At 68.8% G+C, this 21,146-nt stretch carries 20 protein-coding genes; 11 read left to right on the forward strand and 9 right to left on the reverse strand.

Annotation, left to right across the window (positions count from 1 at the left end):
* Positions 1–56: 56 nt before the first annotated feature.
* From AB0L57_RS18925 to AB0L57_RS18945, 5 genes are all read right to left on the reverse strand, one after another.
* Entirely contained in the window at positions 57–1,193 is a 1,137-nt protein-coding gene (locus tag AB0L57_RS18925; protein ID WP_364963575.1) for an Mrp/NBP35 family ATP-binding protein, read from the reverse strand.
* 227 nt (positions 1,194–1,420) lie between these two features.
* The gene (locus tag AB0L57_RS18930) at positions 1,421–2,260 is read right to left on the reverse strand and encodes a lytic murein transglycosylase (RefSeq protein ID WP_364963578.1); all 840 of its coding nucleotides are present in this window, start codon (positions 2,258–2,260) and stop codon (positions 1,421–1,423) included.
* Between the two features lie 137 nt (positions 2,261–2,397).
* Positions 2,398–3,609: a lytic murein transglycosylase gene (locus AB0L57_RS18935; protein WP_364964277.1), complete on the reverse strand. Its 1,212-nt coding sequence runs from the start codon at positions 3,607–3,609 to the stop codon at positions 2,398–2,400.
* 370 nt (positions 3,610–3,979) lie between these two features.
* A complete protein-coding gene (locus AB0L57_RS18940) occupies positions 3,980–4,585 on the reverse strand; it encodes a DUF1003 domain-containing protein (protein WP_364963581.1) in 606 nt (201 codons plus the stop codon).
* Entirely contained in the window at positions 4,582–5,919 is a 1,338-nt protein-coding gene (locus AB0L57_RS18945; protein WP_364963583.1) for a CBS domain-containing protein, read from the reverse strand. Before AB0L57_RS18945 ends, AB0L57_RS18940 begins: the two co-directional genes overlap by 4 nt.
* 59 nt (positions 5,920–5,978) lie before the next feature.
* On the opposite strand from AB0L57_RS18945, the gene AB0L57_RS18950 reads away from it, so the two are divergent.
* The 3 genes from AB0L57_RS18950 to AB0L57_RS18960 all read left to right on the forward strand — a co-directional run bounded on the left by AB0L57_RS18950 (position 5,979) and on the right by AB0L57_RS18960 (position 8,188).
* A complete protein-coding gene (locus AB0L57_RS18950) occupies positions 5,979–6,926 on the forward strand; it encodes a CoA ester lyase (RefSeq protein ID WP_364963585.1) in 948 nt (315 codons plus the stop codon).
* A 150-nt stretch (positions 6,927–7,076) separates the two neighbouring features.
* Positions 7,077–7,568, forward strand: a complete 492-nt coding sequence (locus AB0L57_RS18955; RefSeq protein ID WP_025352510.1) for a general stress protein — start codon at positions 7,077–7,079, stop codon at positions 7,566–7,568.
* A gap of 20 nt (positions 7,569–7,588) precedes the next feature.
* Entirely contained in the window at positions 7,589–8,188 is a 600-nt protein-coding gene (locus AB0L57_RS18960; protein WP_364963588.1) for a suppressor of fused domain protein, read from the forward strand.
* A gap of 33 nt (positions 8,189–8,221) precedes the next feature.
* Here the strand turns inward: AB0L57_RS18960 and AB0L57_RS18965 are convergent, their stop codons facing one another.
* Positions 8,222–9,316 (reverse strand): magnesium and cobalt transport protein CorA, encoded by a 1,095-nt coding sequence (locus AB0L57_RS18965; protein ID WP_364963590.1) that lies wholly within the window; start codon positions 9,314–9,316, stop codon positions 8,222–8,224.
* An 86-nt stretch (positions 9,317–9,402) separates the two neighbouring features.
* On the opposite strand from AB0L57_RS18965, the gene AB0L57_RS18970 reads away from it, so the two are divergent.
* From AB0L57_RS18970 to AB0L57_RS18985, 4 genes are all read left to right on the forward strand, one after another.
* Positions 9,403–10,257: a PHP domain-containing protein gene (locus tag AB0L57_RS18970; protein WP_364963593.1), complete on the forward strand. Its 855-nt coding sequence runs from the start codon at positions 9,403–9,405 to the stop codon at positions 10,255–10,257.
* 14 nt (positions 10,258–10,271) lie between these two features.
* Positions 10,272–10,520, forward strand: coding sequence for a hypothetical protein (locus tag AB0L57_RS18975; RefSeq protein WP_364963596.1), 249 nt, complete (start codon positions 10,272–10,274; stop codon positions 10,518–10,520).
* A gap of 51 nt (positions 10,521–10,571) precedes the next feature.
* Complete coding sequence (locus AB0L57_RS18980; RefSeq protein ID WP_364963599.1) at positions 10,572–12,128, forward strand: FAD-binding protein; 1,557 nt, start codon at positions 10,572–10,574, stop codon at positions 12,126–12,128.
* 624 nt (positions 12,129–12,752) lie between these two features.
* Positions 12,753–13,910 (forward strand): NADP-dependent malic enzyme, encoded by a 1,158-nt coding sequence (locus tag AB0L57_RS18985; RefSeq protein ID WP_364964280.1) that lies wholly within the window; start codon positions 12,753–12,755, stop codon positions 13,908–13,910.
* 78 nt (positions 13,911–13,988) lie between these two features.
* Here the strand turns inward: AB0L57_RS18985 and AB0L57_RS18990 are convergent, their stop codons facing one another.
* The 3 genes from AB0L57_RS18990 to AB0L57_RS19000 form a co-directional block, all read right to left on the reverse strand.
* A complete protein-coding gene (locus AB0L57_RS18990; protein ID WP_364963603.1) occupies positions 13,989–14,318 on the reverse strand; it encodes a heme-binding protein in 330 nt (109 codons plus the stop codon).
* A 108-nt stretch (positions 14,319–14,426) separates the two neighbouring features.
* Complete coding sequence (locus tag AB0L57_RS18995; RefSeq protein WP_364963606.1) at positions 14,427–15,800, reverse strand: HAMP domain-containing sensor histidine kinase; 1,374 nt, start codon at positions 15,798–15,800, stop codon at positions 14,427–14,429.
* Positions 15,797–16,480 (reverse strand): response regulator transcription factor, encoded by a 684-nt coding sequence (locus AB0L57_RS19000; RefSeq protein WP_364963609.1) that lies wholly within the window; start codon positions 16,478–16,480, stop codon positions 15,797–15,799. Before AB0L57_RS19000 ends, AB0L57_RS18995 begins: the two co-directional genes overlap by 4 nt.
* 142 nt (positions 16,481–16,622) lie before the next feature.
* Between AB0L57_RS19000 and AB0L57_RS19005 the strand changes: the two genes are divergently transcribed.
* The 4 genes from AB0L57_RS19005 to AB0L57_RS19020 all read left to right on the forward strand — a co-directional run bounded on the left by AB0L57_RS19005 (position 16,623) and on the right by AB0L57_RS19020 (position 21,136).
* The gene (locus AB0L57_RS19005; RefSeq protein ID WP_364963612.1) at positions 16,623–16,805 is read left to right on the forward strand and encodes a hypothetical protein; all 183 of its coding nucleotides are present in this window, start codon (positions 16,623–16,625) and stop codon (positions 16,803–16,805) included.
* 103 nt (positions 16,806–16,908) lie between these two features.
* On the forward strand, positions 16,909–17,919 hold the full coding sequence (locus tag AB0L57_RS19010) for a glycine betaine ABC transporter substrate-binding protein (protein ID WP_364963615.1): 1,011 nt from the start codon (positions 16,909–16,911) through the stop codon (positions 17,917–17,919).
* A 117-nt stretch (positions 17,920–18,036) separates the two neighbouring features.
* Positions 18,037–18,954 (forward strand): DMT family transporter, encoded by a 918-nt coding sequence (locus AB0L57_RS19015; protein ID WP_364963618.1) that lies wholly within the window; start codon positions 18,037–18,039, stop codon positions 18,952–18,954.
* A 31-nt stretch (positions 18,955–18,985) separates the two neighbouring features.
* Positions 18,986–21,136, forward strand: a complete 2,151-nt coding sequence (locus tag AB0L57_RS19020) for a phosphatase PAP2 family protein (protein ID WP_364963621.1) — start codon at positions 18,986–18,988, stop codon at positions 21,134–21,136.
* The last annotated feature ends 10 nt before the right edge of the window (positions 21,137–21,146 follow it).

Consider the following 21,146-nt stretch of genomic DNA (forward strand, 5'->3'; position numbering starts at 1 on the left):
CTCCGGGCTGTGTAATCCGGCCCCGCCGTGGTTGCGCGGTCCGCCGCCCCCCGGCCCTAGAGGTGCCGGGTGGTGTCGATGCCCAGTGACATGCCGGCCAGACCGCGGCGGCGGACCGCCAGCTTGTCGGCGATGCCGAGCAGGGCTTGTGCGGCAGGGTTTTCCGGGGCCGACAGGACGATCGGGGTGCCCTCGTCGCCGGCCTCGCGCAGCTCCTGGGTGATCGGAATCTGGCCCAGCAGTGGGACATCCGCGCCGACCGCCTTGGTCAATCGTTCCGCGACGTCCGCTCCGCCGCCCGCACCGTAGAGCTCCATGCGGTTGCCGTCCGGCAGATCCAGCCAGGACATGTTCTCCACGACGCCCGCGATGCGCTGGCGGGTCTGCAGTGCGATGGCGCCCGCGCGCTCGGCGACCTCGGCCGCGGCCGGCTGTGGTGTGGTGACGACCAGGATCTCGGCATTGGGGATGAGCTGCGCGATCGAGATCGCGACATCGCCGGTGCCGGGCGGCAGGTCCAGCAGCAGGACATCCAGATCGCCCCAGAACACGTCGGCCAGGAATTGCTGCAGCGCGCGGTGCAGCATCGGGCCGCGCCACACCACCGGGGTGTTGCCCTGGGTGAACATGGCGATCGAGATGACCTTCACATCGTGTGAGATGGGCGGCATGATCATCCGCTCGACCTGGGTGGGCCGCTGGTCGGTGCCCAGCATGCGCGGCACCGAGTGGCCGTAGATGTCGGCGTCGAGTACGCCCACCGACAGACCCCGGGCGGCCAGGGCAGCCGCGAGATTGACCGTGACACTGGACTTTCCGACGCCACCCTTACCCGATGCGACGGCGTAGACCCGGGTCAGCGAGCCGGGCTGGGCGAACGGAATGACAGGCTCGGCGGAGTCGCCGCGCAGCTGCTTGCGCAATTCGGTCCGCTGTTCGTCACTCATCACGTCCAGGTCGACGGTGACCGCACCGACGCCCGCCACATCGGCCACCGCCGTGGTGACCATCTCGGTCAGCTTGGTGCGCAGCGGACACGCCGCCGTCGTCAGATAGATCTCGACGTGCACACTGCTGTCGTCACGAACCGAGACGCTCTTCACCATGCCGAGTTCGGTGATGGGCTTGCGGATCTCCGGGTCGTTCACCTTGGCGAGCGCGCCCCGTACATCCGTTTCCGTAACCACTGGCATGTGGGCGAGTCTAGCGACCGGCGCGACGGGGCCGGAGGCGGCAGCCTGCGTAACCACGGAGGCCGCCGCAGAGGTCGCCGTTGGATGGGGTCCGGCGCGACGCGGCCGGAGGCGGCAGCCTGCGTTACCACGGAGGCCGCCGCAGAGGTCGCCGTTGGATGGGGTCCGGCGCGACGCGGCTGGAGGCGGCAGCCTGCGTTACCACGGAGGCCGCCGCTCACCCCGGCCTAGATGCGGGGCAGGTCGCTGGCCTTGGGGGCGACGCCGGTCCGGTAGGCGACCTCCCAGGCCATCACGTTGGCGACGTAGGCCATCGAGTTGTTGTAGCGCATGATCGCCTTGGACTGCTGGGACAGATCCGACATGTTCAGGCCGCCCGAGCACAGGTAGTTGCCGGCGGTGAGCGCCGCGTCGAACAGGTTCTGTGGATCGGCGATGCCGTCCTCGTCTCCGTCGCCGGCGAACTTGCGCCAGGTCTCGGGCAGGAATTGCATGGGGCCGACGGCGCGGGTGAAGCTGCCCATCCCGCCGTCCAGATCGTCGCCGGTCGCGTGGACGACATTGTTGCCCGAGAGGCTGCCGTCCAGGACAGGACCGTAGATCGGGTCGAGCGCAACGCCTTTCGAGTCGGCCTTGCCGTATGCGTGGTGCGATTCGACCTGGCCGATACCGGCCAGCACCGACCAGGGCATGTGGCAGTCCGGCTCTTCCTGGGCCAGGACCCGCTCCGCGTTCTGGTAGGCGGCGTAGGCGATTCCGGGGATACCGTTCGGGCCCGCCGGCAGGTCGGCGGCCACGCGGCCCTCCTCCTGCGCAACGGTTCTCACGATCGGCGGGCCGGGATGCTTTGCGGCACGCATCGTCTGGTCCGGTGCGGCTTGTTGTTCGGCGGCCTGCTCGGCGCCGTCCGAATTGTGTTGCGGCAGAGCGACAGCGGCGAACTCGCCGGTGTTCACCTCGGCTGCCGAGGCACCGACGGCGACGAGTCCCGCAGGGACGAGTCCGGTCAGAGCAATAACGGATCCGCGCCGGACAGAGGTAGCCGGCTGCTTACGGTGACGTCCCACGATGTGGTGACCCTCCAATGCTCGCTGTGAGCTTTTCGTGACACAACGAGATCAGATTACCGCATCCGAGACCTTTTTGTTACTGCTTCGTGATCGCTCAGGCGGTTTGAACCATCGGGGCTGGTCGGGGTGGCTGGCTACCGTGGCGGAGCCGGCGGGGCGGGCAGCGGAATCGTGATGCCGAACGGCAGGACGATACCGGGCGCGGGCGGCGGTGCGGCCGGTGCCGGCGCCGCACCGGCGGGCCCGGGTTCCGGTGTCTCGGAGGGCTTTTGTGACTCCTGCTCGGGAGCGGGCGCGGGCGGCGGCGCGTCCTCGGGCCGGGCCGGTGCGCCCGGCGTTGCGCCGGGTGCGGGCTGTCCCTGCGGCTGGGTGCACGTCGGGGCGGGCTTGGGCGCATTCGGATCCGCCTGGGCCGCTTGGGCATCGGCCGGTGCGTTCGGATCGGCGGGCTTGCCGTCGGCCGCGTTCGGGTCGGCCGGCCGGACCGGATCACCCGCGGACCAATGCTGTGTTTCGACCGGTTTGGCGGGTTGGCCCGGAAGCGGCATGGGTGCGGGCACCGTGGCCGGATCACACGGATTCGGCTTGGGCGGGGGGCAGAAGATCCCGCACGGAATCGGCGGCAGCCCCGGCAGATTGATCATCACCTGGGTCGGCGCCTGTGGGGTGGGCGTGGTCGTGGTGGCCTGCGACGGCGGTGCGGTGCCCGTTGGCATGGATCCGTTGGCCGCCAGGATGTCCGGAGCGGCGGGCGGGTTCTGCATGGTGCCGGGCGGGATCAGGTCGGGTGAGATCTGTACCGGTGTCGGCGTTCCGCCGGTCTTGTAGGCATTGGCCCAGCTGAGCACGTTGGACGCGTAGGCCGCGGAGTTGTTGTACCGCAGCACCGCGCGCAGTTCCTGCTGGGGATCGCGCAGATTCAGGCCACCCGAGCACAGATACTTGCCGGCGGCGAGGGAGGCGTCGAAGACGTTGTTCGGATCGGCCACGCCGTCACCGTTGCCGTCGGAGGCGTAGTGCGCCCAGGTGCTGGGCAGGAACTGCATCGGCCCGACAGCGCGCACGAAATTGCCGTCGGCGGCCTTGATCACCTCGTTGCCCGGCAGAGTGCCGTCCAGTGACGGTCCGTAGATGGTGCCGATGGTGGTGCCCGCGGCGTCGGTGTGGCCGTGGCCGGCGTGATTGGACTCGATATGTCCGATGCCCGCGAGCAAGCTCCAGCTCAGACCGCAGTTCGGTTCCTGGGACTGCAGGGTCAGCTCCGCATTGCGGTAGGCCGCGAGCACGATCTCCGGAATTCCGAAGGCGCCGTTACCTCCCGGCAACGAGATGTCCCGCAGTGGCATCGTTCCGCCGAACAACGGCGCCCCGTTCGTGGGCGCCGTCATTGCTCGAAGTTTGCGAGCCGGCTCGGGCGCGGCGGGGACCAGCCCGACCGATTCGGTATCGGAGTTGCCTGGCCGAGTGGGGGAGGCTGCCGCTGCGAGCCGGGCGTCCGCGGTCTTCGGTGCGCTCGTGCGGACGGTGGTGTGTGCCGCCGAGCCCGTAGCCATCAATCCCGCAACCACCAGCGCCGATACCGTAATCGGTCCAGATATTCGCATCGGCACAACCAATCCCCTCGTAGTCATTGGACGGCCTCGCTCGCGCGGTGCCGTCACGGACAACGTGATCCAGGTTACCTGTCGGTCTCTCCGTTGTTATCGATATTTGCGGTCAGCTGCCATCTATCTGAGGCGAAATCGGTACCCGACCCCTCTTTCGATCGGTACTTTTCTTGGTCTTGGCAGTCTCGACAGCATCTTCGTCGTCGAGCGGTGCGTGTAGTTGGAGCCGCGCCAGGGCATCTTTGATGTCTTCCAGCTCTCGGCGCAGATAGTCACGGGTGGCGACCTCGCCGACCGCGATCCGCAGCGCGGCCAGTTCGCGGGCCAGGAACTCGGTATCGGCCTTGGTCTGCGCGGCGCGGGTGCGGTCCTCCTCGAGCGCGACCTTGTCGCGGTTGTCCTGCCGGTTCTGCGCCAGCAGGATCAACGGTGCGGCATAGGCGGCCTGGGTGGAGAAGGCCAGGTTGAGCAGGATGAACGGGTACGGATCCCATTGCAGGCCCACCGCGAAGACGTTGAGGACGATCCATACGACGACCACCACACTCTGGATCAGCAGATAACGGCCGGTGCCGAGGAATCGGGCCACGGTCTCGCTGCCGCGGGCCACCGCCTCGGCGTCGATCTCGAACCGGAACCGTGATTCGACGGGGGTCTCCAGCCGGGCGCGGGGCAACGGCTTGTCCTGGCGCGCGCGTTCGCTGCGGTCGCTCATCGCTGTGCCCTTCCGGCCTCGGCCGCCCGTGCCGCCGCCGCGACCGCATGGATCGTGTGCGCCGAATCGGAGGTCTCGTCGTCCTGCTCACGCCAGTCCTCGGGAAGCAGGTGGTCCAGCACATCGTCGACGCTCACCGCGCCGAGCAGGTGGTTCTCCTCGTCCACCACCGGACCGCAGACCAGGTTGTAGGTCGCGAAATAGCGGGTGACCGTGGTGAGTGCCGCCTCCGGATGCAACTGGGTGAGATCGCTGTCGACCAGGCCACCGACCAGCGTCGCCGGCGGTTCCCGCAACAACTGCTGGGTGTGCACGCAGCCCAGATATCGGCCGGTGGGGGTCGCGGTGGGCGGGCGGACGACGAAGACCATCGAGGCCATGGCGGGAGTGAGGTCGGGATCGCGGACCCGGGCGAGCGCCTCGGCGACCGTCGCGGCCGGGGTGAGGACCACCGGCCGGGGCGTCATCATGCCGCCCGCGGTGTACGGCGAATACTCCAGCAGCCGGCGCACCGGCTCGGATTCCTCCGGATCCATCAGCGCCAGCAGGGCCTCGGCCTCCCCGGTGGGAAGCTCGCCCAGCAGGTCGGCGGCATCGTCGGGGTCCATCGCCTCGAGGAGATCGGCCGCGCGTTCGACGCCGAGATTCTGCAGCACGTCGACCTGGTCGTCGTCCGGAAGTTCCTGCACCACGTCGGCGAGGCGTTCGTCGTCCAACGCGCGGGCCAGTTCGATCCGGCGTTTCTCGGGCAGCTCGCGCAGCAGATGAGCGACATCGGCGGGTCGCAGCCCCTCGAACTGCCCGAGGAGCTGGGTGACGTCCTGACCGGGCAGATTCAGTTCGTGCTGGGTCAGGCCGCGCACATCGGACCACTCCACGACGTGCACCTCGCGGCGACGGCCCAGCCGCCGATGTCCGCGCACCGCGACCCGGGACAGCACCCAGTCGCGGGTGCGACTCTGCTCGATGCCCAGGTCGACGACGAAGACGTCGACGCCTTCGAGGTCGGGCAACTCGGGATCGGCGACCCGGACCTTGGAGTCGAGGACCTGGGCCAGGGCCAGCATTTCGCCCGGCCGCTGTTCGAAGCGGCGCAGGCTCACGGTGCCGGTGTTGAGGTTCACCGAATTCGGCTCGATCGCGTTGACCCGCAGCATCGGTACGAAAATGCGTTTACGCGTGGGCAATTCGACCAGCAGGCCCAGGACGCGGGGCTGCTGGCGGTCGTAACGGATGGAGATCACCACATCGCGCAGCCGGCCGATAGACTCGCCGTCCGGACCCAATACCACCAGGCCCGCCAGCCTGGCGGCGAATACTTTCGTTGCTGCCATAAGTGCAAGGCTATAAGGCCACGCGGTGCAGCCTCGCGATGAAACCTCAGGAGCAGCCCATGTCAACGCGTCGTTCGGTGCTTGCCGTACCCGGCAGTAATCTGCGGATGATCGACAAGGCCAAGGGTTTGCCCGCGGACGAGATCTTTCTGGATCTCGAGGACGCGGTCGCCCCGCCCGCCAAGGCCGCCGCGCGGGCCAACATCATCGCCGCGCTGAACTCCGCGGGCTGGGGCAATCAGATCAAGGTCGTGCGAGTCAACGACTGGACCACCGAGTGGACCTACGCCGATGTGATCTCGGTGGTCGAGGGCGCGGGGCGTGACCTGGACGCGATCCTGCTGCCGAAGGTGCTCGACGCGGGACAGGTGCAGGCGCTGGATCTGTTGCTCACCCAATTGGAGAAGGCCAACGGCCTCGAGGTCGGCCGGATCGGTATCGAACCGCAGATCGAGAACGCGCTGGGACTGCGCAACATCGATGAGATCGCCACCGCGAGCCCGCGGGTGCGGACGCTGGTCTTCGGCCCCGCCGATTTCATGGCCAGTATCAATATGCGCACCCTGGTGGTCGGTGAGCAGCCCGAAGGCTACGAACCCGGCGATGCCTATCACCACATCCTGATGACGATCCTGCTGGCCGCCCGTGCCCACGGCCTGCAGGCGATCGACGGCCCCTATCTGCAGATCCGCGATCTGGACGGCTTCCGGCGCGCCGCATCCCGAACCGCCGCACTGGGTTTCGACGGCAAATGGGTTCTGCACCCCACTCAGATCGAGGCGGCGAACGAGATCTTCAGCCCCCGGCAGGCCGACTACGACCGCGCGGAGGAGATCCTGGACGCCTACGCTTTCCACACCTCCTCGGCGGGCGGCGCCCGCGGCGCGGTCATGCTCGGTGACGAGATGATCGACGAGGCCAGCGCGAAGATGGCTCAGGTCGTCGCGGAGAAGGGCCGGGCCGCGGGGATGGCACGCACCACGAGCTTCGAACCGCCGGCCGACTGATCCGTCCGGCGGGGCCGCGTTCCCGCAACCGCGCCCCAGGGGGGAGGCCGATGTCCGATTTGCGCCCGCCTCGGTAGAATCGGACACGCGGGAGCGAGGTGCGATCGCCACCTCCGGCCGCCACGGTGATATCGACCTAGGATGCGAGAGATGACCAATCCGTTGGGAAGTGCGAATCGCAATCGGCCCGGCTTGCCGACGCCGCCGTCGGGATGGCCGGTCGCCTCGTACCAGACCTATGCCGAGGCGCAGCGGGCGGTCGATTATCTGGCCGACAACCAATTCCCGGTCGAGAACATGACCATCGTCGGTGTCGACCTGATGCAGGTCGAGCGGGTGCTGGGCCGGCTCACCTGGGGCAAAGTCATTGGCGGCGGTATGGTTTCGGGTGCCTGGCTGGGCCTGTTCCTGGGGTTGCTGCTGAGCCTGTTCACCACCGGCGGCGTCATCGGCCCGCTCGTGGTCGGCCTGGTCGGTGGTGTCATCTTCGGGCTCATCTCGGCGGTGATCCCGTACGCGGCCACGCGCGGCACCCGCGATTTCGCCTCCACCATGCAGTTGGTCGCGGGTCGTTACGACGTGCTGTGCGATCCGAAGGTGGCCGAGCAGGCGCGCGACATGCTGGCGCGGCTGGCCCTGTAGGGCTCTGGCACGGTTGAACCATGGAACTCGATCAGGTGCGGGCCGCCGTGCTGACGCATTTCGGTATTCCGCGTGCGGAGTCGGGATTCGACGACGCCCGCTTCGATTCGGCGTCGGTGACCTTCCTCGGCCTCGAACCGATCGAGATTCTGCGCATCCCCGACGGCGAATTCGTGCACTACGTCACTCTCGGCGGCTCCCGGCATCCGATGACCGATCCGGCTGCGGCGCTGGCCGACCCCGTGCAGGGCCCGCGCGCCGAACTGGTCCTCACCCTGCGCGGTGGCGCCGGAGCACAAGCCGGGCTGCCTCGCGGACTCGGCGTGCTGATCGCCGCACCGGCGGTGGAAGGTGTGGTGCTGCAGCCGGATGCGCTGCTCGACCTCGGAGAACCGTTGTGGCACAACGCTCCTTTCACCGCGGCCCTGCTCGGCGATGCCGATCTCGCCGAGGTGCCGTTGCCGGAACCGGCCGATCCGGTGCGATTCCTGTCCATCGCCCCGATCACCGCAACGGAGGCCGCCTGGGTGCGGGTGCGCGGTGCGGCCGCGCTCCGGGAGGCATGGGCCGAGGCGGGAATCGACGTCCGCGATCCACGCCGGGCCGCCGCGAATCTGTAGCCGGGACAGCGGGTTGCGCCGCGGGACCCGCGCTCACAACCACTTGTTGCGGCGCAGCGCGACGAACAGCGCACCGCAGATGACCAGGATGACGATCCACACCAGCCCGTAGCCGTAGGTCCACGACAGTTCCGGCATGTGCTCGAAGTTCATCCCGTAGATACCGGCGATCATGGTCGGTACCGCCGCCATCGCGGCCCAGGCGGAGATCTTGCGCATATCGGTGTTCTGCTGCACGCTCACCTTCGCCAGCGCCGCGTTGATCAGGGCGCTGAGCGCCTCGTCGAAATCGCTGATCCGTTCGGCGACGGCGGTGTGATGATCGGCGACATCGCGCAGATACCGGCGGATCTCCTTGGGCAGCGGTAGTTCCGAACTGCGACTGAGCACCTGCAGCGGCAGCGAGAGCGGATTGACCGCGCGCCGCAATTCCACGACCTCACGCTTGAGCTGATAGATGGCCTCGATGGTGAGCCTGCTGCGCGGGGTGAAGACCTCTTCCTCCATGGCCTCCACATCGTCTTCGACCGACTGGGTGACCAGCAGATACGAATCGACCACGTGATCGGCGACGGCGTGCAGTACCGCACCCGGTCCCAACGCCAGTCGATCCGGATGACGCTCCATCGAATCGCGGACCACGGCCAGGGCGGTGTGCTCGCCGTGCCGTACGGTCACCACGAAATCGGGGCCCACGAAGATCATGATCTCGCCGGTCTGCACGATCTCGCTCACCGAATTCGGATCGTGCTCCAGATATTTCACCGTGCGCAGGACCAGGAACAGGGTGTCGTCGTAACGCTCGAGTTTGGGGCGCTGATGGGCGTGTACGGCGTCCTCGACGGCCAGCTCGTGCAGGCCGAAGATCTCCGCCACCTCCGCCATCTGGTCGGCGTCGGGTGCGTGCATCCCGATCCAGACGAAGCCGCTGCCGTGCTCGCGCACCTGTGCCAGCGCCGCTGCCGGACCGATGTGCCCGGGTTGGCGTCTGCCCTCCAGGTAGACCCCGCAGTCCACGATGGCGCGGGCGGTGGGCACCGGGATGTGCGGGAGGTGCGGGCCACGACGGGGCCGCCCGGGGCCTCTCGCGGAACCCCGGAACGACGGAAACGGCGGTAACGATGGCACGGTCCCGGATGCTAGCGGCTGCGCGGGCCGGTCTGCAGGAGGAGTGCGCGGCGGCCCGCCGATCCCGTCCGGGCAAGATGGACCGCGTGCGCATCGACCTCCACACCCATTCGACCGCATCGGACGGCACCGAGACACCCGGCGAGCTGGTGAGCGCCGCAGCCGCCGCCGGATTGGACGTGCTGGCACTGACCGACCACGACACCACCGCCGGCTGGGACGAGGCGGTGGCGGCGTTACCGGACGGCCTGCGTCTGGTGCGCGGGATGGAGATGTCGTGTGTGGGAATGGGAGAGGACGGCTGGCCGGTACCGGTCCATCTGCTGGCCTATCTGTTCGATCCGGACGATCCGGTCTTCGCCGCCGAACGCGAGCGGCTGCGCGGGGAACGGGTAACCCGGGTTCGCGCGATGGCCGAGCGCATGGCCGCCGACGGGCTGCCGATCGATCCGGACGCGGTCGTCGCGGCGGCGGGCCCGGCGGCGGGCCGGCCGCATCTGGCGCGGGCCCTGGTCGATGCCGGGGTGGTGCCGACGGTCGGTGCGGCCTTCGCCGATCTGCTGGCGCCGCGCGGCCGCTACTACGCCGAAAAGGCCGATACCCCATTGCGCCAGGCAGTGGAGATGGTCGCCGCCGCGGGCGGTGTCACGGTGATCGCCCACGCCCGGGCCCGCTCCCGGGGCCGGTTGCTGGCGCTCGACGATATTCGCGAACTGGCCGGGCACGGCCTGACCGGACTCGAGATCGACCACCCCGATCATCGCGACGACGATCGGGCCGTGCTGCGGGATCTCGCGCGAGAACTGGATCTGATCACCACCGGTTCCTCGGACTACCACGGTGCCGACAAATCCGTGCGCCTGGGCGAATACACCACGGAACCACGGCAATTCGAGCGTCTGGTGCAGCGGGCGACCGGCGTCGCGGTGGTCGCGCGGTGAGCGTGCTGCGGGCGGTGAGCGGTACCGTCGCCGCCGGGCTGGTGGTGCTGGCGGTGGTGGTCGCGGGTGCGGCGATCATCGGGGTGGATCGCGGATTTCCGGGGCCGGGTGCCAGCAGTGTGGGCTGGCATATCGGATTGGCAACGCTGGCGCTCGTCGCACAGATTTTTTCCGACCGTCGGCGGGGAATTCCGGCTTTTTTCGGATCTCTGGTCGTTTTTGTGGCGGCAGGTTACCTGTTGGTTACGCAATGGTGGAATTGAGTCACCTGTAACGGTTGCGGCCCGATGAATTGTGCTCGAATATTTTTCTTTGTGAGCCGGTCCACAATTCGCGCGGCGCGCCCGGTACTCGATGTTGCGCGTCCGATCGCGGGAGACGAGACGTTCGCCGATGTGCTGGTGGTCGGCGGCGGTCCCGCGGGCGCGTGGTCCGCGCTGAAAGCGGCGGCCACCGGTGCCCGCGTGATCCTGGTCGACAAGGCGCACTGCGGTCGGAGTGGGCCCTCGTCCAAAGATGTTGTGGCGCTGTGGGATTTTCCCACCGGACCGGACCGCGACGAGGCGGTGCGGCGCAGTTTCTCGCGTGGCGGCGGCCTGGGTGATCCGGAATGGCTGGACCGGATGCTGGAGGAGACCCACCACCGCATCGATCCGCTGTTGCGATTCGGATACCGGCAGGTCGCGGTCGCCGGCGGTCCGGCGGCCGCGGTCCGGCTCGACGGGCGGCGCTATCTGGGGGCGCTGCGCCGTGAGCTGTTCCGTGCCGGGGTCGAGGTGCTCGACCATCACCAGGCGCTGTATCTGCTGGTCGATGTCGACGGTGTGGTGTGCGGTGCGGGTGGGGTGCAATCGCGTGATCGGTTCCGGAGCTGGACCATCCGCGCCGGTGGGGTGGTCCTCGCGACCGGCGGCTGCGCCTTTCTGTCGGGTGGCGCCGGAAGCGAGGGCGCGACCGGCGAAGGGTTGCTCATGGCTGCCGAGGCCGGTGGCGAGCTGTCGGGGATGGAATTCTCCGGCGCCTACGGTCTCACCGCGGATTCGTATTCGCGTGATCTGCGGGGCGGCGCGTTGTTCGACGAATCCGGCGCGCGGATCGAGGGTGACGAGTTCACCGCCCGGTCGGCGGCGCTGGCGGCGCTGGCCGCGGGCCGGCGGATCTATGCCGAGCGACGGTCGGGGCCGGTACCGGACGGCGCCACGACGGTGCCCGACGTCGTGGACCGGGCGGTCGATGTGCCCGGCCGGGTGCGCGTGCGTGCCGTACTGCAGGGCACCGTACGCGGTTCCGGTGGCCTGCGTTTGACCGGATTCGACTGTGCGACAACAGTTCCCGGTCTATATGCAGCCGGTGACATCGCCACCCGGGAGTCGATCACCGGTGCGGTGGGCGGTTTCGCCGGGCACAACGGCGGCTGGGCGATCGCCTCGGGCGTGTGGGCGGGAACGAGTGCGGTGCGTTTCGCGCACCGCCGGGGCCGGATCGGTGCCATGCGGGCGATTCCGGGCGCCGGGCTGAGTCCGCGCCTCGGCGTCGATCCGCGAGCGGTGATCGGGCTGGTGCAGGAACACACCCTGCCGATGCGGCGCAGTTACTGGCGCAGCGCGGGCAGCCTGCGCGACAGTATCGGCGAGCTCGATGCGATCTGGCCGGTCACCGCCTACGACCTCGGCGGCAGCGGTGCTGATCGGATACGGGCCCGGCAGGCCGCGGCACTGCTGGCGGTGGCGCGCTGGACGAAATACAGTGCGCTGGCCCGCACGGAGACCCGCGGGGTGCATCGGCGGACCGACCATCCGGGCGCCACCCAGGACTGGTGCCGGCGGCTGATCACCGGTGGGGTGAGTGAGGTGTGGGTGCGTCCCGCCTGACCCTCACGCCGGGGACCGGTCCGCGGTGGGACTGTTCACCGATGCCCCGGGGCCGGGGCGAGTTTCCTCTTACGCGCGGGTAATTCGCGCCCCCTACCCTCGGGAGATGGCAGTGCACACCCGGCCGCGAGCGGGCCCGGACGGCGTGATTTGGCAACTACCGATCCGTACTGGCAGAATGTTGCGGATTCCCGGCCGACGCCACCGCCCGGTTCGGGAACGGTTGGTGAGCTTCGGTTCGTGACGCACGGCTCCGATTCGCGGATCACCCCGCAGCCTTACCCGGACCACCCGTCCGGTTCTCGCTCGACGGATAGTGCACGGCCGAGCTCGTAACAGCTGCACGCACGCAACGATGCGAACGTGTATGCCTGTACCTACTGGACCCTTTGCTCGTCGTCGTACCGCAGGCGGCTCTTCGCGCGATGCAATTACCGAACAGTATTTGCGTGGCTCTGAACGCCAGGTCGGCGCACGTCGTTCGAATTATGAATACCTTCAATACGCATACCCGGCGGTAACCGTGAGCCGGTTCAGCCCGGACCGAGCAGGAGTGAAATCGTGTCATCTGTGACTGACGCACCGAATGCCACTACAGCGAGCCGTGAATCCGATACGACCGACCTGTCCGCTATCACTCACGAGGAAATTTTCGCCGGCCATCTCGGTGGCAAGCTTTCGGTGGAATTGTCCGCGCCGCTGGATACGCAGCGTGATCTGTCCATCGCCTACACCCCCGGCGTCGCGCAGGTGAGCCGTGCGATCCACAAGGATGAAGCGCTGGCCAAGCGCTACACCTGGACCGACCGGCTGGTGGTCGTGGTGAGCGACGGCACCGCGGTGCTCGGCCTCGGTGATATCGGACCGCGTGCGTCGCTGCCGGTGATGGAGGGCAAGGCGGCGCTGTTCAAGAAGTTCGCCGGCTTGGACTCGATTCCGATCGTCCTCGACACCAAGGATGTCGACGAGATCGTGGAGACCCTGATTCGCCTGCGCCCGAGCTTCGGTGCGGTGAATCTCGAGGACATCTCCGCCCCGCGCTGCTTCGAGATCGAGAAGCGTGTCGTCGAGGCGCTGGACTGCCCCGTCATGCACGATGACCAGCACGGCACCGCGATCGTGGTGCTGGCCGCGCTCAACGGCGCCGCCAAGGTGCAGGGCCGCGATATCGCGGATCTGAAGGTCGTGGTGTCCGGTGCCGGTGCCGCTGGCGTGGCGTGCACCAACATTCTGCTGGCCGCCGGGGTTTCCGATGTGGTGGTGCTCGACTCGAAGGGCATCGTCAGCCGGGATCGCGGCGACCTCAACGAGATCAAGGCCGAGCTGGCGCAGCGCACCGACCCGCGTGGGATCTCCGGCGGTGCGGCCGAGGCGCTCGCCGGTGCCGATGTGTTCCTGGGTCTGTCGGCCGGCACCATCGCCGAGGAACTGATCGCGACCATGGCGCCGGAATCGATCGTGTTCGCGATGTCGAACCCGGACCCGGAGATCCACCCCGATGTCGCGCACCGCTACGCGGCGATCGTGGCGACCGGCCGCAGCGACTTCCCGAACCAGATCAACAATGTCCTGGCCTTCCCCGGCGTGTTCAAGGGTGCGCTGGATGCCGGCGCGCGCCGGATCACCGAGGGGATGAAGGTCGCCGCCGCCAACGCCATCTTCGGCGTGGTCGCGGACGAGCTCGCCGTCGACAAGATCATCCCGAGCCCGCTGGACCCGAGGGTGGCGCCCGCGGTGGCCGAGGCCGTCGCCGCCGCCGCTCGTGCGGAAGGCGTTGCCTGACAGCGGTTTCAGATAGCCGAGCGAGGGCGCTCCGTCGAATTCGACGGGGCGCCCTCGCCGTGTGCGGCCGGTGTCGCGCTAGCGCTGGTGGCAGGCGTGGCGGTAGTCGATCATCGGCTGTCGCACCCCGCGGAAGTCCTTGAGCTCCTGCTGGTGGCCCTGGCGATAGGACTGCCATTCGGCCTTGCGCTGATCCTTCGGCATGGTCTTGACCTTGGCCAGTTCACCGGCCAGATCGGGATGGCTCGCCAGGAAGCCGGCGACCTGCGGGGCGGTCTGGGCCCGCACCTGGGCACGGGCCTGCGGATTGCACTGTGGGGTGTCGGCCGAGGCCACGCCGGGGACGGCGACGGCCAGGGCGGCGACCGCGGCAGTGCCGGCGAGCAGGGCGGCGACGGTGCGCTTCATACCGATGACTCCATTCGTGACGGGTTCGTTGTCACTGTCGAATCTGCGCGCCGAATCTGAAAGGAGCCTGAAGACGCCGAGTGCGCCTCGCTCATCTTCAGCCGATCCTCAGGCAGGGGCGGCGTTCTGGTGCGGTAACAGGGTCGGCAACACCAGGACGAAGACCGCGCCGGTGGTATCGGGTGGCGGCGCCACGCAGCGCAGCTCACCGCCGTGCGCGTGCGCGATACCGCGCGCGATCGCCAGGCCCATACCGGCCCCGTCCCGGCGATGATCCCGGCCGGTGTCCAGGCGTACCAGACGATCGAAGATGCGCTCGCGGTCGGCCGCCGGCACACCGGACCCGGTATCGGCGACTCGGATCTCGGCGGTATCCGCGGCCGCGTCGCCGACAGCGAGGTGGATCGCGCCGCCGCCGGGCATCGCGCGGCAGGAGTTGGACATCAGATTCACCAGCACCTGCGCGATCCGCTCCGGGTCCACGGTCGCCGCCGTGGGCCGGCCGGTCAGGTGGAATTCGATGCCGGGATGCAGCACACGCATCCGGTCGACCTGAATGCGGACGAGCTCGTACAGGTCGACGTGTTCCCGGTGCAGCGCCAGTCCGGCATCGATCCGAGCCATGTCGAGCAGATCGTCGACCAGCCGGCCGGCCCGCCGGGCCTCGCGTGCCAGCAGCAGATACATCCGCTCGCGCTCCTCGGTGCCGGTGTCGGCGGGTTGATGCAGGACCGCCTCGGCCATCGCCTTGATTCCGGCGATCGGGGTACGCAGTTCATGAGCGGCGTCGCCGACGAAGTCGCGCATCTGTTGTTCGGAGGCCCGAGCTCGGGCCTCGGCACCCTCGAGCGCGTCGAGCATCTCGTCGAAAGCGCCCGCGGTGCGCCCCAATTCGGTATCGGTGCGGGTGGGGGACAAGCGGCGCCCGCGCTCGCCCCGGGCGATCTCGCGGGCCAGCGCGGTCATCGAGTCCAGTGGGCGCAGCGCGTGGCGCAGGCCGAACCACAGGGCCGCGGTGATGATGACGATCGCGGCCGCGGTGACCGCGACCAGCACCCGGCCCAGGCGTGCGCGCAATACGGTCAGCAGCGGCGTGTCCACCTGTACGGTCAGCCGGGCGTCGTTCACCTCGCCGGGGCCGGCCAGGGTGATGGTCCTGGTGGCACCGCCGTCGGCCGCGCGCCGCGTGGACAGGCTGCCGTAGCTGGTGCCGTCGGCCAGCACCAGCCGGGCGCGTACCGAACGATTGTCGATACGCATGATCAGTTCGGCCGGTGGAGTGTCCTGCTGGGCCAGTTGCCGCGCCAGCTGTACGCGATCGGTGAGCACCGTATTCTCGCTGCGCCCCACCACGATTCCGAACAGGGCGTGTACGGCCAGGGCGACGATGATCAGGGCGATACCGGATACCGCGGCGGCGGTGAGGGTCACCCGTCGCCGCAGCGATACCGTGGGCAGCGGCCCGGACGGTGCTTCGCTCACCGGGGGCTCGTTCGCAACGTGTAGCCCATACCCCGCACGGTGTGCAGCAGCCGCGGGCCGTGTTCCTCCAGCTTGCGCCGCAGCGCGCTGACGTGGACCTCGACCAGATTCGGGTCGTAGTCCTCGTAACCCCAGACGGCGGTGAGGATCTGAGTCTTGGTGACGACGCGATCCCGGTGCGCGGCCAGATAGGTGAGCAGTTTGAACTCGGTCGCGGTCAGGCCGATCGGCGCGGTCCCGCGCGAGACCACGCCGGAGTCGGTCTCCACCACCAGATCGTCGATCGTGACGCGACTGCGCAGCCGGCCCATGCGCCGTAGCAGCGCCTCGATCCGGGCCACCAGCTCGGCGAGGTCGAACGGTTTCACCACGTAGTCGTCGGAACCCGAGCGCAGTCCGCGCACTCGATCCTCGACGCTGTCACGGGCGGTGAGCATCAGCACCCCGGCGCCGCTGCGGGCACGGACCACCTCGAGGAGCACGAATCCATCGCGGCCCGGGAGCATCACGTCCAGGACGACGACGTCGGGCCGGAAGCGTGCCAGGTCGGATTCGAGATGATCGCCGTGTTCGCGGGCGAGCACCTCGTGCCCGGCCGCACCCACGGCGGCGGTGACAGCCGCGCGAATGGCGTCGGCGTCCTCGATCAGGAGTATCCGTCCGGGCTGCACGCAGCACATTATTCGCCGCCCGGCTGTGACGTACCCGAGTACCGCTCGAGTGCTGCTCGAGCGCCCGGTGCGCGGTCGCTTCGAGCGCCGGACTTGTCGGTGCCCGGCGGTAAAATTTGTGGTACAGGAACCATTGAAAAGGTTGGTGCACTTGGGAATTCGGCGATTCATCGAGCGACTCTCGCGTCGTCGCGGTACGGGCGGGAGCGCCTCGGAGATCGGTGTGCGGGCGGGGCGGGTGGCGCGCGAGGTCGCCTCGCTGCGTCGCCGCAACGAACGCCTGCGCCCACGCGAGGGCAATCCCTACGACCAGAAGCACGGTATGCCCGGCTGAGGTACCCGCCCGCGGCGGCGACCCCCTACGATTCGTGTGCCGGGCCGGTCGGTCCGGCACACGAAGGTGGTTGCCGCCGAGTATCGGAAGTGGGTGTCGCCAGATGGGAACGGCCGGATCGGTGCGAGCGGTGGTCCGCGTTCTGGTCGCCACGAGTCTCGCCGCGATGGTGGTGGGATGTTCGAACGGCGGTGGCGACACCACGATCACCGTCGGAGCCGGCGATTCGGCGCAGTCGCGGCTGATCGCCGAGATCTACGCCCAGGCGCTGGCACGTGCGGGTGCGCATGCGGTGGTCCGCGACCGGCTCGGGCAGCGCGCCGATTATCTGGCCGCGCTCGATGCCGGCACGGTCACCGTGGTGGGCGATACCAGCGGAGACCTGCTGCGAGCCTTCGATTCCTCCGCCACCACCACCGCACCGGACGATGCGGCGGCGAAGTCGATCGAGGACCGGCACGCCGCTGCCGATGCGTCGGCGGTCCCGTCCGGGGCTCCGGCGACCCCGGTCGCCTCGGTTGCCGGAGATCTCAGCCGATCGCTGCCCGAGGGCCTGGTGGTCTCCGATATCGCCGACGCCGCGGACCTGCCCGCACAGTTGGCACTCGCACCCGCCTCGGCCGCTCGTCTGCCCGCGGACGTGAGGGCCCTCGCACCACGCTGCGGTGAGTTGTCGCTGGGCATCGCCACCGGTCACGACCTGGATCCGCTGCGTATCGCACCGGATCCACAGCGCGATGTACTGACTCCGCTGCACGAGGTCTACGGCTGCGACATCACCCGGCACACCACCTTCGGCAGCGATTCGGAACTGCGAAAGGCCCTGCTGGACGGGCACGTCGATGCCGGGGTGTTCACCTCGGCGGTGGCGCTGCTGCCCGGCGGATCCGGTGATCTGGCGGTGGTGGCCGATCCGGACCACGCCTTCCGCGCGCAGAACGTGATCCCGCTGCTGCGCCAGGGCGCCCTGGCGCAGCAGCAGATCAAGAAGTTGAACCATGTGGCAGGCGAGCTCACCACCGCCGATTTCGCCTTGCTGATCCGCGAGGTTCGCGACCAGCACCAGCCGGTCGCCGATGTGGCTCGCGCCTGGCTCGACGAGCACAGCCTCTGACCCTCCGGGCCTGCGTGCGGACCCCGCCCGTAGGCTCGCCCCGGCCGTCGTTCATGATCAGGTTCGGTACCGATTCCGGCGTACAGTGCGAATAGATCACCTGAGCTGGGGGTCCGCATGGTCCTGGTCATCGCGTTGGGAGTGCTGGCCGCATTCTTGTTCGCCGCGGCCGGATATCTGCAGCAGCGCGCCGCGCGCACCGTGGTCGCCGAACAGCCCCGGGCGGCCCGGGTCTTCGGCATGACCCTGCTGATGCAGCGTCTGCTGCGCAGCGGCACCTGGCTGCGCGGGTGGGCGACGAATCTGGCGGGCTTCCTCACCCAGGCGGCGGCGCTGCATCTGGGCTCGGTCGCCGCGGTGCAGCCGCTGATGTCGACCCAGCTGCTGTTTGCGGTCCCCCTGGAGGCATTCGGCCGCCGCCGCCGTCCGCGCGGTCGCGATGTCGTCTTCGCACTGCTGGTCTGCGCGGGACTGGGCGTGTTGTTCGGTATCGGAGGTGTGGCACCGCTGTCGGGTGATCCGGACCGGGGCCGGGTACTGCTGGCCACCTTCTCCGCGGCCGGGCTGGTGGCACTGCTGGCCCTGATCAGCATTCGCTGCCCGATCTGGGTGGCCGCGAACCTGGTGGCGGTGGCCGCGGGCGTCTGCTTCGCGATGAGCGCGGTCTTCATGAAGCTGACCACCGAGGATCTGCTGAACCGCGGCATTCCGGCCACGGCCGCGGACTGGCCCGGCTATCTGCTCGCGGTCTCCACGCTGAGCGGGCTGGTCCTGGAACAGACCGCCTTCGCGGCCGGGCCCCTGCCCTGGGCGATCGCGGCGATGAGCGTCACCAATCCCATCGTCAGCTATGTGGTGGGTGTGCTGGCCTTCCGGGTGGCGGTGCCGCACGATCCGGGTTCCCTCGCCGCCGTGGCGGCGGCCGGTGCCCTCATCGCCGCCGGTATCGGCGGACTCGCCCATTCGCCGCTGGCTCGTGCGTTCTATGCCGGTAACGAGCAGATAACCGATGAATCACCCAGTCTGATGCCGTAAAAGGTTGCGACACATGTGTTAATACGGTTGTGTGGGCAATCCGTCGCGTCCGGTGCTGTGGCGTGACTGTGTGGTGGGGCTGGCCGTCTTCGGGTTGTATCTGGCCGTCGACGCCCTGCACAGCCCCGCACGGCGGGAGCTGGCCGATCGCAATGCCCATCGCATCTTCGACCTCGAACAGTGGCTGAACATCGACTTCGAGCGCTCGCTCAACCGCTGGCTGGAATCACGCGAACTGCTGGCCACCCTGGCCAACTACGAATACGCCTTCACCTACATCATCAGCGCCTTCGCACTGCTGTTCTGGCTCTACTTCCGCCGCCGCGCCGACTACGCCCGCGCCCGCGACTCATTTCTGCTGCTGAACGTGCTGGCCATCGTGTGCTTCGCGTTGTTTCCCGTGACGCCGCCCCGGCTGCTGGCCGATCTCGGCTTCACCGACACCGTCGTCGCCGGGCACACCTGGGGATCGTGGGGATCGTCGATGGTGTCGGGGGCGAATCAGCTCGCGGCGGTGCCCTCGCTGCATGTCGGCTGGGCGCTGTGGGTCAGTGTGGTGCTGGCCCGGGTCTCCGGCGGCTGGGTGATGCAGCTGATCAGCGCGCTGCATGTGGGACTCACCAGCTACGTGATCGTGGCGACCGCCAATCATTTCGTCCTGGACGCCGTCATCGCCGTGGCGTTCGTGGCGGTGAGTGTGCGCCTGGTCGATCACTGGTACGCACGGCCGCCGGTGGTGCCGCCCGCCGACGCCTTCTTCCTGCACATCGAGAAATCCGGTATTCCGCAGCAGGTCGGCGGCATGGTGGTCTTCCAGCCGCGCGGCGACGGCGGGCCGACCCTCGCCGATGTGCGCGAGCTGGTGCAGGGCGAGCTGGCCCATCTGCCGCGTTTCGCCCAGCGGCTGGAACAGCCCGGGCGGTGGCGGCGAGCGCGCTGGGTGGACGCCGAGGTCGAGTGGGATTGGCATGTCACCGAGCGCAGCGTCGAGAGCGGGTCACCGCGGCGGCCCGGTGAACGGCCCGAGGGCGGCGGCGAATCCGGCGAATCCGGTGACCGCTCATCGGCTTTCGGTGTCGTGCCCGCGGGTGCCGTGGTCGGAACCGGTGGTGCCGCCCCGGGGGCGGGGGAACCGCGGAGTGCGGCGGCCACGGACGCACGCGCGGTCGCGCGGCGTGTGGACGGAATCAGCGGGGTGGTCACGGATCTGGCAGCGGAGACGTTGCCCAAGGATCGGCCGCTGTGGCGGCTCGTTCTGGTACGTGATCCGGATGCCGGTGCGATCGGCGTGGTCCTGCTGCTGCACCACGTGGTCGCCGACGGGATCGGGACGGTGGTGCAGGCGCTGCGGCTGTTGCGCCCGACCATCGATCTGGGCGTCGCCGACCGTGCGGCGCCCGGCTGGGGCGCCACGGTCGCGGGGACGGTGACCGGGCTGGCGCAACTGGCCGCCGACGCGCAACCCGGCGGGACCCTGCCCGGCGATTGTCTGCGGCGGGTGTTCACCGTCTGTTCGCTGAATCTGGAAACCGTTCGGGCGGTGGCCCGTTCGCATCGGGCCCGGGTGACCGATGTGCTGTTGAGTGTCACCGTCACGGCACTGCAGCGGTCGCGCCCCGATCTGGGGGAGCGGCTGCACGGCCGGATCCGGGTCGCGGTGCCGCTGATGGTGCGCGATCCCACCTCGGGCGCCGAGGGGAATTCGACCGCCGCGGTGATGATCGATGTGCCGCTGACCCCGATGAGTCCCGCCGACCGGCTCGCCGATGTTCGCGCTCGCAGCGACCGCCTGCACTCGGGAACCCGAGCGCTCGCCTCGCATTTCGTGATGGCGCGGGTGCTGCGACTGTTCCCGGAACCGGCGGTGGGCGCCTTCGCGCGATCGGTGTACGGCGGCCGGTTCTTCCACGCCCTCGTCTCCAACATGGCCGGCCCCGAGATCGCGATGACTTTCGCGAATATGCCCATCACCCAGGTTTTTCCGATTCTCCCCGCGGCGCCGGGCGTACCGCTGGTGGCCGGTGCGCTGAGCTGGAACGGTGAACTCGGTATCGGGGTGTCGGTCGATCCGGCCGTGCTCGACGCCGCCACGGTCGCGGGCGAGTTGCCCGGCGTTCTGGCCGAACTCGCCGATACCACATTGGTGTCCGATAAGCGTCCGTGGCCCGGGTCCGGCGAGTAGTCTTCGATCG

This window comes from Nocardia sp. NPDC052254 (assembly GCF_040679495.1).
In the GTDB taxonomy this organism is placed as follows: Bacteria; Actinomycetota; Actinomycetes; order Mycobacteriales; family Mycobacteriaceae; genus Nocardia.

What these genes read in the sequence shown, in the direction of transcription:
- AB0L57_RS18925 (WP_364963575.1), bottom strand. Translation starts at nt 1,193, where the DNA reads ATGCCAGTGGTTACGGAAACGGATGTACGGGGCGCGCTCGCCAAGGTG.
- AB0L57_RS18935 (WP_364964277.1), bottom strand. Translation starts at nt 3,609, where the DNA reads ATGCCACTGCGGGACATCTCGTTGCCGGGAGGTAACGGCGCCTTCGGA.
- AB0L57_RS18940 (WP_364963581.1), bottom strand. Translation starts at nt 4,585, where the DNA reads ATGAGCGACCGCAGCGAACGCGCGCGCCAGGACAAGCCGTTGCCCCGC.
- AB0L57_RS18945 (WP_364963583.1), bottom strand. Translation starts at nt 5,919, where the DNA reads ATGGCAGCAACGAAAGTATTCGCCGCCAGGCTGGCGGGCCTGGTGGTA.
- AB0L57_RS18950 (WP_364963585.1), top strand. Translation starts at nt 5,979, where the DNA reads ATGTCAACGCGTCGTTCGGTGCTTGCCGTACCCGGCAGTAATCTGCGG.
- AB0L57_RS18955 (WP_025352510.1), top strand. Translation starts at nt 7,077, where the DNA reads ATGACCAATCCGTTGGGAAGTGCGAATCGCAATCGGCCCGGCTTGCCG.
- AB0L57_RS18960 (WP_364963588.1), top strand. Translation starts at nt 7,589, where the DNA reads ATGGAACTCGATCAGGTGCGGGCCGCCGTGCTGACGCATTTCGGTATT.
- AB0L57_RS18990 (WP_364963603.1), bottom strand. Translation starts at nt 14,318, where the DNA reads ATGAAGCGCACCGTCGCCGCCCTGCTCGCCGGCACTGCCGCGGTCGCC.
- AB0L57_RS19000 (WP_364963609.1), bottom strand. Translation starts at nt 16,480, where the DNA reads ATGTGCTGCGTGCAGCCCGGACGGATACTCCTGATCGAGGACGCCGAC.
- AB0L57_RS19010 (WP_364963615.1), top strand. Translation starts at nt 16,909, where the DNA reads ATGGGAACGGCCGGATCGGTGCGAGCGGTGGTCCGCGTTCTGGTCGCC.
- AB0L57_RS19015 (WP_364963618.1), top strand. Translation starts at nt 18,037, where the DNA reads ATGGTCCTGGTCATCGCGTTGGGAGTGCTGGCCGCATTCTTGTTCGCC.